This is a genomic window from Rhodopseudomonas sp. BAL398, from assembly GCF_033001325.1.
GTDB lineage: Bacteria > Pseudomonadota > Alphaproteobacteria > Rhizobiales > Xanthobacteraceae > JARJEH01.
Genome location: NZ_CP133111.1, coordinates 5,222,244 through 5,237,473, shown reverse-complemented (window position 1 = coordinate 5,237,473; position 15,230 = coordinate 5,222,244). Strand labels below are relative to the sequence as shown.

Below are 15,230 nucleotides of genomic sequence, written 5' to 3'. Positions count from 1 at the left end.
CGGCGGCCTCACGCGGATTTGCGGATGTGGCGCCAGATCCGGTCGCGCATGGTGCCGAATGCGTCGCCGCTGAGCATCTCATAGGTCCGCGGCCGCGGCAGCGTCACCGTCAGATGATCGACGATCCGTCCCGGCCGCGCCGACATCACCACCACCTCGTCGGCCAGATACACCGCCTCGGTCAGGCTGTGGGTGACGAACACCACGGTCTTGCCGGTCGCCGCCCAGATCCGCAGCAATTCATCGCCCATCGTCATCCGGGTCTGCTCGTCGAGCGCGGCGAACGGCTCGTCCATCAGCAGCACCGGCGGATCCTGCACCAGGCCGCGCGCGATCGAGACGCGCTGCTTCATGCCGCCCGACAGCTCGTGCGGGTGGCGCTTGGCGAAGCCTTCCAGCCCGACCAGCTCCAGCGCTTCCTGCGCCTTCTGCCGCCGCAGCTTCTTGTCGACGCCGCGCAGCGTCAGCGGGAATTCGACGTTTTCCTCCGCGGTCAGCCACGGAAACAGGCTGGCCTCCTGAAACACCACGCCGACCCGGTCGGGGTCGGGTGCCACGATCGGCGCGTCGTTGATCAGGATGGTGCCCGAGGTCTGCTTGCGCAATCCGGCCAGCATCATCAGCAGCGTCGATTTTCCGCAGCCGCTGGGGCCGACCAGCACCACGAAGCGGCCGGGCTTGATCTCCAGCGACACGTCGGACAGCGCCTCGACGCTCTGCGTGCTGGTCTTGAACACCTGACCGACATTCTCGATCCGGATCGAGCCGGCGCGCCGGGCAGGCTGAAACGGCATTACGTTCGCCAATGGCTGCATCTTGTTTCCACCCATCTAACCAGCTCGTTGAACACCATGGAGATGACCGCGATCAGCAGCACCCCGGCGAGCAGCTGCTTCATCTGGAAATTCTCACCCCAGATCGCGATCTGGTGGCCGATGCCGGTGCGCGAGGCGTACATTTCGGCGAGGATCACGCCGGTGAGATTGAAGATCATCGAGATCCGCACGGTTTCCAGCAGCACCGGAAGCATGCTCGGCAAATAGACCCGGAACGCGGTCTGCGCCGTGGTCGCCCCATAGGATCGCGCCACCGTCAGATATTCGGTCTTGACCGATTCGACCGCGGCGGTGGTCGACATGATCACGATGAAGATCGTCGAGAAGAAGCCGAAACCGACCTTCTGCGAAAAGCCGACGCCGAACACCAGGATGAACATCGGCAGGAAGATCGACTTCGGAATGCTGAAGGCGAAGAACAACAGCGGTTTCGCCACATCGGCGAAGTAGCGGTTCTCGGCGATCGCAAAGCCGATCAGCGCCCCGCTCGGAAAGCCGAGCAGGAAGGCGACCGCCACTTCGCCGGCGGTGGTGACGAGATCGTTGCGCACGCTGGCGCGCTGCAACAATTCGCCCAGCATGGCGATCGTATCCGACGCCGAGGGCAGCAGACGGGGATTGACCATCCCCGTCCGCGACAAGGTTTCCCACAGCGCGAATATCGACAGCACCACGGCGAACCGCGCCAGCTTCAGTCCGAGCGAACCCATCATCGGCTGCCTTCAGGGCTTGGTCGGAACCGGCTTGAACTGGGTCGAAATGATCTCCTTGACCGGCACGATGTCCTTCAGCCCGCCGAGCTTGGCCATGTCGATCGACCGCTGCACCGCCTTCTCGACCTCGGGTCCCGCCATGCTGCCATCGGTCTCCAGCTTCATGATGGTGTTCTCGTATTCGAGCGCGGCGATGTCCTCGGGGATCTCGTAGAGATCGGCGATCAGTTTGACGGTGACGTCACGATTGTTGCGCATGAACTGCAGCGCGCCATACAGCGCGTTGACGGCCTTCTGCACCACCTCCGGCCGAGTCTGGATCAGCTTGTCGGGCACGATCCAGCCGGCCGACAGGTTGGGCGGCACTTCCTTGGCGTAGTCGAGGATCGGCTTGGCTTCGCCGGATTTCTCGATCTTGAAGCTCAGCGGCGAATACACCACGGCGGCATCGACATTGCCGGCCAGCAGGTTCGGTACCAAGCCGCCGCCGCCGACCGGCACGCGGGTGAAGTCGATCTTCTTGTCCTGGGCGGTCCACAGCGCCAGCAAGTCGGAGCCCGAACCGGCCGAGGTGATGGCGACCTTCTTGCCGTTCAGATCCTTGACCCCGAGCGTCGACTTGTTGAGCACCATCAGCTTCCAGCCATAGCTGCCCATCGCGGCGTTCGCCACCAGCTTCGACATCACGCCTTTTTTGCGTCCGGTGGACACCAGCGACGGCGGATCGAGGATGATGTCGGCAGCGCCTGCCGCCATCGCCTCGAAGGTCTCCGCGCCGCCGCGATAGATCGTGAGCTCCGGCGTCAGCCCTTCCTTCTCGAACAGCTTCTGGCGCAAGGCGGTTTCGGCGATGGTGGTGGGCCAATAAGTCTTGGTCGGCAGGCCAACCCGAATCGTATCCATGGCCTGCGCCAGGGCCGGGGCGGCAAGGCACGACAGGGCGGTCAGGATCGCCAGCGTCTGACGGCGTGAAGTCATCATGATTTCGTTCCCTCTGTTGTTCGATCTTGGCTCGAGGTCTTGATGCCCCTGGCCTTGTGGAATCCGGTCAGTGTTTGGCGCGCACCTCCAGGACCGGAATGGCGAGTTCGACGAGGCGCATCGTCGTCAGGAAGTGTTGGGTCAGTTCGGCGACGGCGGCGTCAGCGTCGCGCCGAAGCGTCGCCGCCACAATCGCGGCGTGCTCGGCGGCGACATCGCGGTGCTGACCGGTTTCGCGGCGGATCGACAGCCGCCGATAGCGCTCGCTTTGTTCGTGCAGCACATCGCGAAAGCCGAGCAGCCAGGTCGAGCCGCAGGCATTGACCAGGGCACGATGAAAGCGGCGGTGCTGCTTCAGCCACGGCTCGTTATGCGCCTCGGGGTCGAGCGGATCCTTGAAGGGAATCGCCGACAAGGTCGTGAATTCACGCTCGACGGCGTCGAGCCAGATCTGATCGCCGCGCTCGATCGCGCGTCGCAGCGCCAGGCCTTCGATATCGACGCGGGTTTGGGTGACGTCCTCGAGATCGGCCAACGACACCGGGCTGACCCGAAAGCCGCGCTGATCCGAAGCCTGCACCAGACCATCCGCGACCAGCCGCGACAGCGCCTCGCGGACCGCGCCGAAGCTGACCGAAAATTGCGCCGCAAGGCCGGCAATATGCAGCTTCTGTCCAGGCGCCAGCTTCGCCGTCAGGATATCGGCGCGCAACCGCTCCAACACCGCCGAGGTGAGCGTTCTGGGCCCGCTGATCCCATCGGACTCCGGGAAGCTGAACGATATTCGCTGCATCTGGGCCGAGGCTGGGGGGTCGACCGAGAATTGTCAATCGAAAATCGATATTTTGCGCTGCGAGGGATGGCGGTGTCGATCGACTGATGCGCCGCCGATCGGGCCTCAAGTCGCGATCGAGATTCGCCGGCCATTGCGTGCGCCAGGCACTCTCGGGACGTTCCTGAGAGCAGGATGACTTATCTTCGAATCGTCATCCCGCTGTGGCTTGTTGCTTAAGCATGATCTTTTCGGAAAACCGGGATCCATTTTTGGGGACCATGCTCTGACTGATCGGCCTTCGCCGGTTATGCTCGGGCTGACCCGAGCCCTATGATGCAAGGACGAACAGATGGCTGATCGCATTTTGGTTCTTTACGGCTCCTACCGGGCCGACCGCATGGGGATTCGGCTCGCCGATTTCCTCGTCGCCCGGCTGCGCGGCCAGGGCCATGACGCCGAACTGATCGACGCCAAGGCGGTCGGCCTGCCGATGCTGGACAGGATGTACAAGGAATATCCGCCCGGCACCGCGCCGGCCGCGATGGAGGCGCTGGCGGAAAAGATCCGCAATGCGGACGGCTTCGTGTTCGTGACCGGCGAGTATAATTGGGGCATCCAGCCCGGCTTGAAGAACCTGACCGATCATTTTCTCGAGGAATGGTTCTGGCGGCCCGCCGCCATCGCCAGCTACTCGGCCGGACGATTGTCGGGTGCGCGCGCCGCCACCGCCTGGCACGGCACATTATCCGAAATGGGCATGGTGGTGACCTCGAGCACGATTGCGGTGGGACCGATCGCGCAAACGCTGTCCGCCGAAGCTGAACCGATCGGCGAGCCCGGCCAGCAGCTCGAGCGCGCCTTTTCCCGCTTCGCCAACGATCTTGCCTGGTGGATCGAGGCCGCCAAGCAGCAGCGGGAGCGCCGCAAGCCGCCTTATTGAGGCTGCGCGCGGCGGCCGGGCGGCCGCCGCTTTGTTCAACAACGCGCCGACGCAGCGACGCGCCCGGCTGACGCGCGTCTCAATTGTCGATCACGCGCTCCAGATGGACCCGGCGGCAATCCATCTCATATTCCAGATCCTGCACCGGCGGACGGTTGAGGTGCCAGGTCAGCCCCTGCCCGAAAATGCCGCGCTTGCCGAGCTCGCTTTCCAGAAACGGGAAGATGTCATGGACGGTGTAGAGCTGCGTCGCGGTGACCTGGCTCCAATCGCCGGAGAACGCGCTCATGCGTCGCTCCATCTCGCCCAGAACCCATTTCGCCTTCTCGAGCAGCCCCGCCGGCGACACGTCGCCGAGCCGGATGGCGTGGTCGCGATAATTCCCCATGCCCTCCGGCGCCTCGCCGCTGCCGGCGACGACGAATGAATCCGGCGCATTGGCCGCGCTCACTGTGAAGGAAAAGGCATGGAAGCTGGGCTCGGCCGGCGGCGCGATCTTCGGACAGACATTGCTGCGGGCGACCGGATTGACGCCGTTCGGCATCAGCCCCCACGATTTGAGAACGCCGATATATTCCTCGTTGAAGCTGACAAAGCCGGCTTCGGTGAACGGCGCAGGCGAGCGCAATTCGCAAGCCGCGAACGCCGTCAACGGTCGGCCGGCATCCTTCAGAACCTGGGCGATGCGCTCGAATCCCTGGCGCAGCGGCACAGGCTTGGCGAACCGCACCCGCTCGAGCGTGAATCCCGGCAGCGCCCCGACGCCGGCCGAATACTGGCTGACGCCGGGCATGAATCGGTAGCCACTATTGGGCGCTTCGACGGTCTCAATCATGTTGCCTCTTCTCTTAGCAGCGATCCGCGCTGCTGGCGGATTCGAAACTCAGTCCTCGAGAACGCCGAGATAGGCATCCCGAATGATCGGATCGGCCATCAATTCGGCACCGGACCCCGACCGAACGATCCGGCCCATATCCATCACGAAGGCCGCGTCGCACAGGTCGAGCGCCGTGGTCACGTCCTGCTCGACCAGCAGGATCGACATCCCCTCGGCGTTCAGCACGCGCAACGCATCGACCAACTGCTCAACCAGCAACGGTGACAGGCCGAGCGACAATTCGTCGATCATCAGCAGCTTGGGCGCGCTCATCAGGCCGCGGCCGATCGCGCACATCTGCTGCTCGCCGCCCGACAGCGTCGCCGCCGCCTGGTTGCGGCGCTCGCGCAGCTTCGGAAAAGTCGTATAGACCCGCTCGATGTCGCGGTTGAGCTCGGCACGCCCGGCCGTTCGCGAATAGGCGCCCATCAGCAGATTATCTTCGATGCTCATCGCGCCGAACAGCCGCCGGCCTTCCGGCACATGGACGATGCCGCGCGACAGGATTTTCGCCGCATTCGCGCCAGCCAGGTCCTCGTCGTCGGAGCGATAGTCGCCGGCCTCGATCGGGATCAGCCCGGAGAGCGCGCGCATCAGCGTGGTCTTGCCGGCGCCGTTGGAGCCGATCAGCGCGGTGATCTCGCCGCGACGCACCGTCAGGTCGATGCCCCACAGCACCTGGACCTCGCCATAGCCGGCGCGCAGATCGCGCAGTTCGAGAATCGGCGCGTCAGCCATTTGTGCCGGACCTCTTCGCATATTGATGCCCGAGATAGGCTTCGACGACGGCCGGGTTCTTGATCACGTCGCGCGGCAATCCGTCGGCGATCGGATGACCGTTGTGCAGCACCACGATCCGGGTGCAGACGTTCAGCACCACCTTCATCAGATGCTCGATCATCACGATGGTCACGCCGCGCGCCGCGAGCCGGTGGATCAACTCGGTCGCGCGCTCCACTTCGGCGCTGTTCAGGCCGGCATTGACCTCGTCGAGGAACAACAATTGCGGCCGCATCGCCAGCGCCTTGGCCAGTTCGAGCCGCTTGCGCATCGCCAGCGTCAGCGTCGCGGCCGATTCGGCCGCTTGCGCCTCGATGCCGACGAAGGCGAGATGTTCGCGCGCCGCTTCACGGGCGGATTTGAGGCTCTCGCCCGGCTGCGAGAACAACGCCGCCGCGGCGACATTGTCGAGCACGGAAAATTCGGCGAAGGGCTGCACGATCTGGAAGGTCCGGGCCAGGCCGAGCCGCGCCGATTGATAGGTCTTCAGCCGGGTGATGTCCTGTCCCAGGAAGATCACGGTGCCGGAGCTTGCGGGCGTGACGCCGGTCACGACATTGACCAGCGTGGTCTTGCCGGCGCCGTTCGGCCCGATCAGGCCCAGCACTTCGCCCTTGTTGATCGTCAGCGAGACTTCGCGCAGCGCCTGCAGGCCGCTGAAACGACGCGATACACCGCGCAATTGCAGGATCTCAGACATATTTGGGCCTCCGCGCAAACAGGCGGGAGCGGAACGACATCAGACCATGCGGCAGGAACAACAGCAGGACGACGATCAGGACGCCAAGCACGCCGCTATGGATCTGGATGTAGTTGCGCCACACCACCTCCTCCAGCCCGAGATAGGCCAGCGCACCGAACAACACGCCCAGCGGCGAGCCGAGCCCGCCGATCAGCGCCATCACGATCGGCTTGACCGAATACAGGATGTCGAACACGTCCGAGGGATCGATGTAATGCACCCATGCGGCATAGACGCCGCCGGCAGCGCTGACGAAACACGCCGACAGGCCGAAGGCGATGCTCTTGTAGAGCGTGGTATTGAGCCCGACCATATTGGCCGCCGTCTCGTTCTGCCGGATGCAGGCCAGACCGAAGCCGAGCTTCGAGCCGGCGACGATAATGACCATCAGCGCGGTCAGCGCCAGCAATGCCCACATCGCGTAGAAGAAGAACCGTGCATCCGCCATCACGTCGGTCCCGGCCGACAGCGGGATATTGAGCCCCATGCCGCCTCCGGTCAGATCGGTGGCATTGTTGACCAGTTCGCGAAACACCTCGACCAGCGACAGGCTGGCGATCGCGAAATAATGGCCGCGCAGACGCAGCAGCGCCGCACCCAGCACCCCCGCCAGCACGAAGGACGCCGCGGCGGAGGCCGCGACCGCAAGCGGCAGCGGCAAGCCCTGCGCCATCAGGATGCCGGATGCATAGGCGCCGAAGCCGAAAAACGCCGCGGTGGCAAACGACGGATAGCCGGCAAAGCCGCCGACCACGTTCCATGACAACGCCAGAATGCCATACATGCAGGCGGTGGTGCCCAGCCGCAGCGCATAGGATTCGCCGAAGATCGGCAACGCCGCGATGACGGCGACCAGCACCAGAAGGATCAGGTTCGATCGCGTCATTCAAACCCCTTTCGGCCGAGCAGGCCCTGGGGCCGCACGATCAGAAACACGATCAACAGCGCGAAGGACAATGTCGTCGCGTGGGCCGGACCGATCATGGCCGAGCCCACCCCCTCGATCAGCGCCAGAAGAATGCCGCCCGCCAGCGCGCCGGACACGCTGCCGAGGCCGCCGAGGACGCAGACCACGAAGGCCTTGCCGAGATAGGCCGTGGAGGTCAGCGGCGAAATCGGGAAGATCAGCGCCATCAGCACGCCGGCGCACCCCGCCAGCGCCGCGCCGAGGCCGAAGGCCACCGCATAGGTCACGTTGACGTCGACGCCCATCAGCACCGCCGCGTCGCGATCAAGCCGGACTGCGACGATCGCGCGCCCGACCCGCAAGCGCCGCAAGATCAGATAGAGCACGAAGGTCAGCCCCAGCGCCGCCACGGTCGCGACCAGCCGATCGACCGGCACCACGACGCCGAACAGCGACACCGAGCCCATGGGCGGGACCAGGCTCAGCTTCTGGTAGTCGGCCTTCAGGTAATAGATCATCGCATTGTTCAGGATCAGGTCGAGCCCGAACGTCAGGGTCAATGTCACCAGAACCGGCGCGGTGATCACCCGATTCAGGATCACACGCTGGATCAGATAGCCTATCGCGAAGAACAGCGGCGCTGCGAGCAACAGCGCGTACCAGGGCGCAATGTGCAGCGATCGATACAGGCCCCAGGCCAGATAGGCGCCCAGAACGATGAACGATCCGTGCATGAGGTTGATGACGTTGAGCACGCCCCACACCAAGGAGAATCCGATCGCGATGCAGGCATAGAGGCAGCCCAGAACCAGCGCGTTGATCAGGATCTGGGCTGCCAGCATGTCGGCCTCGTCTCTCCGCGGCTCGCTTTAGTTGACGCCGAGCTTGAAGTCGCCCTGCTTGATCACCTGCGGGGACAGCACGACGGGCTTGGCGTTCTGGATTTGGAACACCGGCGGCTCCAGCGAATCGATCTGCCCGTTCGGTCCGAACTTCACCGGGCCGAAGAAGGTGACGACGTCGAGCTTGGCAAGTGCGTCGCGGACCTTGTCCTTGTCCAGCGATCCCGCCTTCTCGATCGCCATCTGGAACAGCGCGCCGGCCACCGAGGCGGACGCCTGCGCGTAATCCGGCGTGGACTTATACTTGTCGCGGAACAGCTTTACGTAATTCGCGGACGTGCCGAAGATGTCCTTGCCGTCATATTGCGCGGCCGGGTGCCACCACGCCGCGCTGGTGACGTTCTCCGCAGAGGCGCCGGCTGCGTCGATGAATTCCTGATAGGCCGGCCCTGCGATCATCGACACCACCGGCGCCTTGATCTGCTGGTCGGCCATTTGCTTGCGCACCAGCAGCAGGTCGTTGATGTAGCCGGTGACGAAGATCCACTGCGGTGCCAGCGACTTGATCTGCGACAGCGTGGCCGAGTGATCGAGCGTGCCGATCGCGTATTTCTCGAAATAGGCCACTTCGAGCCCGGCCGCCTTGGCCGACTTTTCCATTTCCTGGGCGATCGCCAGCGGGAACAGATCGTTGCGGGCGAGAATCGCGACCTTTTTGACGTCCGGAGCCTTGGCCGTGACGATCTTGGTCAGCGGCGTGGTCAAGGTGTCGTTCGGCGTGAAGGTGCCGAACAGATATTTGTAGCCCTGGTCGTAGACCTGCGACGACGACGCGGTCGCCGCGATGGTCGGGATCTTGTACTTTTCCGAAACGCTGCTGGCGGCCTTGGCGGCGCCGGAGCCGAACGGGCTGAACAGAAAGTTGACGTTGTTCTGGGTGATCATCTGCTCGGTCGTCTGCACCGCGCGCGGAGTGTTCGACTGATAGTCGGCATAGACGATCTCGACCTTGTACTTCTTGCCGCCGACCGCGATGCCGCCGGCCTTGTTGGCCTGCTCGGCCCACAGATCATAGCCCTGCTGCTGCTTGATCGCTTCGGGGGCGAGCGGCCCGGTGAGCGGAAGCGGCGCGCCGAAGCGGATGACGTCCTGCGCGGACGCCGCCGAGATGGACAATCCCAAACAGGCTGCGACCACAAGCGAGCGAGACAAAAGCCGAGAACGAACCATCAAGTTTCTCCTTCGTGGACCGAGGGCATGGACGGTGGGCGTGACCTGATCGAAAGCATGGCAAATTAGGGGATCGAATAAAAGCATTGAAATTCGATCAAGCAGCTCTAAAAATTAGAACGCTGTGCAGCGGATGCTTGGTTTCCGGGCAGATCGGCTTCGTCGCTGGAGGGCGGCCTCATGATCGAATCCACCGCGCTGAAATATTTCCGGGAGGTCACCTTGCGCGGCTCGATCAAACAGGCCGCCGAATCTCTGCATATCGCCCCCAGCGCGATCAGCCGCCAGGTGCAGGGGCTGGAAGATGAATTGTCGGTCAAACTGTTCGAGCGCGGCGCCCGGGGCATGAGCCTGACCGATGCCGGCCACTTGCTGTATCGCTACGCAATCGACAATCAGAGCAAGCTCGACCGCATCCGCGCGCAGGTCGAGGAGTTCGAGGCGTTGCACCGCGGCAATGTGAGGCTCGCGACCGTCGAAGGGCTGTTGGCGAGTTTTGTGTCCGATTTTGTCGTCGACATGTCGCGCGACTATCCCGGGATCTCGATTTCGGTGACGACGGTCGGGTCCAGCGGCGTCGCCGAAATGGTCGGACGGCAGGATGTCGATCTCGGTCTGGTGTTCGGCCGCGCGCCGCGACACGATCTGATCGAACTGGCGCGGATGCGGCAATCGCTGTGCCTGATGGTCGCGCCGCACCATCCCTTCGCCGACAAGGGTCATTGCGCAGTCAAGGATCTCGCCGGGCTGCGCGTGATCCTGCCCGACCGGTCGTTCGGCATTCGTCAGGAGATCGACCGCGCCTGTGCCAAGGCCAATGTCCAGCTCGATCTTTACGGCGAGACCAATTCCATTGCATTCCTGCGCACGATGGCGGCACGGGCCAATGTCGGCACCTTCCTGCCACGCGACGCCGCGCTACAGGAACTGACCGCCGGCAGATTGGTGGCGGTGCCGCTGCGCGACAAGCGCCTTGAAGCCACGCAGGTGACTTTGGTGCGGTTGGCGACCAGGGATGCGGCGCCGTCCGGACTTCTGGTCGCCCAACTCCTGGTCGACCGAATGAAGGCGCGCAAGACCTGACCGGGGCCGTCGCTCCTTCAGCTACGGGCCGGCATCAATAGCCCAGTTGGCGATCGACGGCGTCCTTGGGCATGAGGCCGGCCTGCAATGCCGCGGCGGTGGCCAGAACGGTCTCGCCGATCGCCGCCATGCTGACATCGCAGGCATCGTGCGGGGTGAGGACAATGCCGGGATGGCTCCAGAATGGATGCGCCGGCGGCAGCGGCTCGGCGAGGAATACGTCGAGCCCGGCCCCGGCCAATTGCCCGCTGTCGAGCGCGTCGAGCAGATCCTGCTCGACCAGATGCTCGCCACGCCCGACCTGGATCAGATAACCGCCGCGCCGCATTCTGGAAAACAGCGCGCCGTTGAGAATGTTGCGGGTGGCGGGCGTCAGCGGCAGCAGATTGACCAAAATCTCGGTGTCCTCGACCATGGCGTCGAGACCGTCGGCGCCATGATAGCCGGCGATGCCGGGCGGCGTCGCCTTCGCGCTGCGGCTCCAGACCTTGACCGGGAAACCGAGAGCTGCGAGATCCGCGGCGACGCGGGCACCGATCGCGCCGTAACCTAGAATGCCAACCGGGACTTCCTGGGCAGTGCGCTGGCCCATCCGCTGCCAGAGCCGGTCGCGCTGATGCGCCAGATAGGTGGCGAAGCCGCGCTGGTGCCAGATCGCGTGCCAGATCACGAAGCCTGACATCATCTGCGCCTGCGCCGGCTCGACCACACGCACGACAGCGATGCCATCGCGCAGGCTGGGACAGCGCAGAATGCTGTCGGCGCCGGCGCCGATCGAGCAGGCCGCCTGCAAATTCGGGTAATGGTCGAACGCGTCGGCCGCGGGCTGCCAGCTCACCGCCATGCGAATAGCGGCGGGATCGGTGCCGTCGAGATGATCGACGAAACTGACCTGGCCCTCGAGCCGCTTGATCTGGTCGGCGAGGTAGCGGCGCAGATCGACCGTTGTACTGAGGAGAACGCAATGCATGGAATCAGGCGGCCTGCGACGGTGAGTGCTGGCCCGGAACGGCGGCGAGCAATTCGCGTGTATAGGGATGTTCGGGCGCGGCGAACAGCTGCGCGGTCGGTTTCAGCTCGACGATGACGCCGCGCTGCATCACCGCGATGCGATCGCAGATTTGCGCAGCGACGCGCAGATCATGGGTGATGAACAGCATCGACAGGCCGAGCCGGGCCTTGAGGTCCTCGAGCAGCGCCAGCACCTGGGCCTGCACCGAGACGTCGAGCGCCGAGACCGCCTCGTCGGCGACGATGATTTCCGGATCGAGCGCCAATGCCCGCGCAATGCCGATGCGCTGGCGCTGGCCGCCGGAGAATTCATGCGGATAGCGTTGCATCGCGCCGGCATCGAGCCCGACCATCGCCAGCAGATCGGTGGCGCGCTGCATCGCCGCCTTCGGCTCGGCGCCATGGGCGATCGGGCCGTCGCTGATGATGTTTCCGACCTTGCGGCGGGGATTGAGCGAGGCGAACGGGTCCTGAAAGATCATCTGGATGCGATGGCGCTGATCGCGCAGCGCTTTGCCTTCGAGTTCGGTGAGATCGACATCGCCGATCCGGACGGTGCCACGGTCGGCCTCGATCAGCCGCATCACCAGCCGCGCCACCGAGGATTTGCCGGAGCCGGACTCGCCGACCAATCCCAGCGTCTCGCCCTTGTGGATCGTAAAGCTCACGCCATTGGCAGCCTGCACTTTGCGGTCGGGCCGAAACCACCCGCCGGCGGTGACGTAGGTCTTGTCGAGGCCAATCACGTCCACGGCCTTGGCGCGACCTTCCAACGTGGCCCGGACCGGCGGATGCATCGACGGCACCGCGGCGAGCAGCGCCTTGGTGTAGTCGTGTTGCGGGCGGGTCAACACCTCCTCGGCGCTGCCCTGCTCCACCACCTGGCCATGGCGCAACACGACGACGCGGTCGGCGATATCGGCGACGACGCCGAAATCATGGGTGATGAACATCACCGCCATGTCGTGGCTGCGTTGCAGGTCGCGGATCAGTTTCAGGATCTGCGCCTGGGTGGTGACGTCAAGCGCGGTGGTGGGTTCGTCGGCCACCAGCACTTTCGGCTCCAGCGCCAGTGCCATCGCGATCATCGCGCGCTGACGCTGGCCGCCGGACAATTGATGTGGATAGGCGCGAATGATGCGTTCGGGATCCGGCAGCCCGACTTCGCGGGTCAGCGCCAATGCCTTGGCGCGGCGCTGCTTCGGCGTCAGCAAGCCATGGGCCTCGAACATTTCCATCATCTGCGCGCCGATCCGCATCAACGGATTGAGCGCGGTCATCGGCTCCTGGAACACCATGGCGACGCGGCGGCCGCGCACGTCGCGCCAGCCATCCTCGTCGAGCTTCAACAGGTCCTGACCGTCGAGCAGGATCTCGCCGGTTTCGGTGGTGACGCTGTCGGGCAGCAGGCCCATCAGCGCGTGGGCGCACATCGATTTGCCGGAGCCGGATTCGCCGACCACGCAGACGATTTCGCCGGGAATCAGATCGAGCGAGATGCCGTTGACGGCATAGCTGCGCTCGCCACCGGTCGGCAGCGCAATTTTGAGATTCTTGATGGAGATCGCGGGTGCGCTCGTCATCTCAGCGTCCATCTTTGCCGAGGCGTGGATTGAGCGCGTCATTGAGGCCCTCGCCGATCAGGTTGAGACCGAGCACTGAAATCAGAATCGCGACGCCCGGGAACACGGTGATCCACCAGGCCTGGCGGATCACGGTGCGGCCGGCGCCGACCATATAGCCCCAGGAGATCAGATTAGGATCGCCGAGCCCGAGAAAGGACAATGACGACTCCAGCAGGATCGCGGTGGCGACCATCAGCGAGGACAGCACGATCACCGGCGACAGCGCGTTGGGCAGAATCTCGCGCCAGATGATCCAGCTATTGCTCTGCCCGGTAACGATGGCGGCCTGGACATATTCGCGGCTGCGCAGCGACAACACCTCGGCGCGCACCAGCCGGGCCACCGGCGGCCAGCTGACGATGCCGATCGAACCGACGATGGAATAGATCGACGGCTGCAGGATCGCCACCAGCACGATCGCCAGGGCGAAACTCGGAATGGTCTGGAAGAACTCGGTGAAGCGCATCAGCGCGTCGTCGATGCGGCCGCCGAAAAACCCGGCGATAGCGCCGAGCGGCACGCCGACCAGCAGCGCCATGATGGTGGAGACCAGGCCGACCAGCAGCGACACCCGCGCCCCGTAGATGATGCCGGCAAAGACGTCTCGCCCCAGCGCGTCGGTGCCGAGCGGCACGGTCGATAGTGTGAATGGCGGCAGAAACGGCCTTTGCACCATCCGCCACGGCGAATTGGGGAAGATCCAGGGCCCGAACACCGCGATCACGATCGCCAGAGTCAGGATAACGAGGCCGATCATACCGCCGGGATTGCGCAGCATCGATTTCCAGAACCGGTTCATGAGGCGAATTCGATGCGTGGATCGACCAGGCGATAGACCAGATCGGTGATCAGGTTGAAGATCAGCACCATCGCCGAGCAGACCACGAACACGCCGAGCAGCAGATTGTAGTCGCGCTGCAGCAGCGCCTCATACATCAGCCGGCCGATTCCCGGCCAGGCGAACACCGTCTCGGTCAGCACGGCGCCGCCGATCAAAGTGCCGGAATGCACGCCGGCCAGCGTCACCACCGGCAGCAGGGCATTGCGCAAGACGTGGCGGCGCTGGATCACGCTATTGCGCAGCCCCTTGGCGCGCGCGGTCTTGACGAAATCCAGCCGCTGCACCTCGAGCATCGAGGCCCGCGTCATGCGCGTATAGGTCGCCATGAAGAACAGGCCGATGGTCATCGCCGGCATGATCAGATGGGCGCCGACATCGAGAACGTGTTCGAGGCCGGTGTAATTGGCGCCGACCGTTTCGTAGCCGAAGCTCGGCAGCCAGCCGAGATAGACCGAAAACAACAGGATCGCCATCAGCGCCACCCAGAACAGCGGCGTGGCGTAAAAGATCAGCGCCGCCACCGTAATCGCGCTATCCGCCCAGCTGCCGGCAAATCGCGCGGCGAGCGTTCCGAACAGAACGCCAAGCGCAAGCGAAATGCCGAACGCCGTCAACGTCAGCAACAGCGTCGCGCCGAGCCGGTCGGCGATCAGCTTGGCCACCGGGACCTGCTGACGAAACGAAAAGCCAAGATCGAGCTGCGCAACGCCCTTGACGTATTTGAACAGCTGTTCCGGCAGCGGCCGGTCCAGCGAGAATTTCTCCCGCAACTGCGCGACGAACAATGGATCGCTGGCGCCGGCCTCACCGGCCATCACCACCGCGGGATCGCCCGGAGCCAGCCGGATCAGAAAGAAATTCAACACGATGATCGCCAGCAGGACGACGACGCCCTTTACAATCCTCTGGGCCACGAATGTCAGCATCAAAGGTCCATCGCAATTACAATTTCCGTTCGCATCGCTTCGTCATCGCGGCAAGTGCTGCGACGAAGCAATCCAGTTTGCGCCGTCGGCCCCGGATTGCCTCGCTGTGCTCGCAATGACG

At 64.2% G+C, this 15,230-nt stretch carries 16 protein-coding genes; 2 read left to right on the top strand and 14 right to left on the bottom strand.

The window, feature by feature from the left end:
- Nucleotides 1-8: 8 nt before the first annotated feature.
- The 4 genes from RBJ75_RS24605 to RBJ75_RS24590 all read right to left on the bottom strand — a co-directional run bounded on the left by RBJ75_RS24605 (nt 9) and on the right by RBJ75_RS24590 (nt 3,323).
- Nucleotides 9-830 carry an ABC transporter ATP-binding protein gene (locus RBJ75_RS24605; RefSeq protein WP_052628768.1) on the bottom strand — a complete coding sequence of 274 codons (822 nt, stop codon included), beginning with the start codon at nt 828-830 and terminating at the stop codon, nt 9-11.
- A complete protein-coding gene (locus RBJ75_RS24600; protein ID WP_044404464.1) occupies nt 794-1,549 on the bottom strand; it encodes an ABC transporter permease in 756 nt (251 codons plus the stop codon). Before RBJ75_RS24600 ends, RBJ75_RS24605 begins: the two co-directional genes overlap by 37 nt.
- 9 nt (nt 1,550-1,558) lie before the next feature.
- Nucleotides 1,559-2,530: an ABC transporter substrate-binding protein gene (locus RBJ75_RS24595; RefSeq protein WP_044404461.1), complete on the bottom strand. Its 972-nt coding sequence runs from the start codon at nt 2,528-2,530 to the stop codon at nt 1,559-1,561.
- Nucleotides 2,531-2,597: 67 nt separating this feature from the next.
- Complete coding sequence (locus RBJ75_RS24590; protein WP_044404457.1) at nt 2,598-3,323, bottom strand: GntR family transcriptional regulator; 726 nt, start codon at nt 3,321-3,323, stop codon at nt 2,598-2,600.
- Between the two features lie 331 nt (nt 3,324-3,654).
- Here RBJ75_RS24590 and RBJ75_RS24585 point away from each other — a divergent pair, with 331 nt between their 5' ends.
- Nucleotides 3,655-4,245 carry an NADPH-dependent FMN reductase gene (locus tag RBJ75_RS24585; RefSeq protein ID WP_044404454.1) on the top strand — a complete coding sequence of 197 codons (591 nt, stop codon included), beginning with the start codon at nt 3,655-3,657 and terminating at the stop codon, nt 4,243-4,245.
- A 79-nt stretch (nt 4,246-4,324) separates the two neighbouring features.
- On the opposite strand, the gene RBJ75_RS24580 is transcribed toward RBJ75_RS24585, so the two are convergent.
- Genes RBJ75_RS24580 through RBJ75_RS24555 form a run of 6 tightly spaced genes read right to left on the bottom strand, consistent with a single transcriptional unit; the run spans nt 4,325 to nt 9,623 of the window.
- Entirely contained in the window at nt 4,325-5,080 is a 756-nt protein-coding gene (locus tag RBJ75_RS24580; protein ID WP_044404451.1) for a hypothetical protein, read from the bottom strand.
- 48 nt (nt 5,081-5,128) lie between these two features.
- Complete coding sequence (locus RBJ75_RS24575; RefSeq protein ID WP_044419100.1) at nt 5,129-5,860, bottom strand: ABC transporter ATP-binding protein; 732 nt, start codon at nt 5,858-5,860, stop codon at nt 5,129-5,131.
- Nucleotides 5,853-6,602 (bottom strand): ABC transporter ATP-binding protein, encoded by a 750-nt coding sequence (locus tag RBJ75_RS24570; protein WP_044409655.1) that lies wholly within the window; start codon nt 6,600-6,602, stop codon nt 5,853-5,855. Before RBJ75_RS24570 ends, RBJ75_RS24575 begins: the two co-directional genes overlap by 8 nt.
- On the bottom strand, nt 6,595-7,530 hold the full coding sequence (locus RBJ75_RS24565; RefSeq protein ID WP_044409658.1) for a branched-chain amino acid ABC transporter permease: 936 nt from the start codon (nt 7,528-7,530) through the stop codon (nt 6,595-6,597). The genes RBJ75_RS24570 and RBJ75_RS24565 overlap by 8 nt, the downstream gene beginning before the upstream one ends.
- On the bottom strand, nt 7,527-8,393 hold the full coding sequence (locus tag RBJ75_RS24560) for a branched-chain amino acid ABC transporter permease (RefSeq protein ID WP_044409662.1): 867 nt from the start codon (nt 8,391-8,393) through the stop codon (nt 7,527-7,529). Before RBJ75_RS24560 ends, RBJ75_RS24565 begins: the two co-directional genes overlap by 4 nt.
- A 27-nt stretch (nt 8,394-8,420) precedes the next feature.
- A complete protein-coding gene (locus RBJ75_RS24555) occupies nt 8,421-9,623 on the bottom strand; it encodes an amino acid ABC transporter substrate-binding protein (RefSeq protein WP_044409665.1) in 1,203 nt (400 codons plus the stop codon).
- A gap of 180 nt (nt 9,624-9,803) precedes the next feature.
- Here RBJ75_RS24555 and RBJ75_RS24550 point away from each other — a divergent pair, with 180 nt between their 5' ends.
- Nucleotides 9,804-10,706, top strand: coding sequence for a LysR family transcriptional regulator (locus RBJ75_RS24550; RefSeq protein ID WP_044409667.1), 903 nt, complete (start codon nt 9,804-9,806; stop codon nt 10,704-10,706).
- A gap of 34 nt (nt 10,707-10,740) precedes the next feature.
- Here RBJ75_RS24550 and RBJ75_RS24545 read toward each other — a convergent pair whose 3' ends face one another.
- Genes RBJ75_RS24545 through RBJ75_RS24530 form a run of 4 tightly spaced genes read right to left on the bottom strand, consistent with a single transcriptional unit; the run spans nt 10,741 to nt 15,109 of the window.
- Nucleotides 10,741-11,676 (bottom strand): 2-hydroxyacid dehydrogenase, encoded by a 936-nt coding sequence (locus RBJ75_RS24545; protein WP_044409670.1) that lies wholly within the window; start codon nt 11,674-11,676, stop codon nt 10,741-10,743.
- Nucleotides 11,677-11,680: 4 nt separating this feature from the next.
- A complete protein-coding gene (locus RBJ75_RS24540) occupies nt 11,681-13,300 on the bottom strand; it encodes an ABC transporter ATP-binding protein (protein WP_044409673.1) in 1,620 nt (539 codons plus the stop codon).
- A 1-nt stretch (nt 13,301) separates the two neighbouring features.
- Nucleotides 13,302-14,141 (bottom strand): ABC transporter permease, encoded by an 840-nt coding sequence (locus RBJ75_RS24535; RefSeq protein ID WP_276156698.1) that lies wholly within the window; start codon nt 14,139-14,141, stop codon nt 13,302-13,304.
- The gene (locus RBJ75_RS24530; RefSeq protein WP_044407965.1) at nt 14,138-15,109 is read right to left on the bottom strand and encodes an ABC transporter permease; all 972 of its coding nucleotides are present in this window, start codon (nt 15,107-15,109) and stop codon (nt 14,138-14,140) included. The genes RBJ75_RS24535 and RBJ75_RS24530 overlap by 4 nt, the downstream gene beginning before the upstream one ends.
- Between the last annotated feature and the right edge of the window lie 121 nt (nt 15,110-15,230).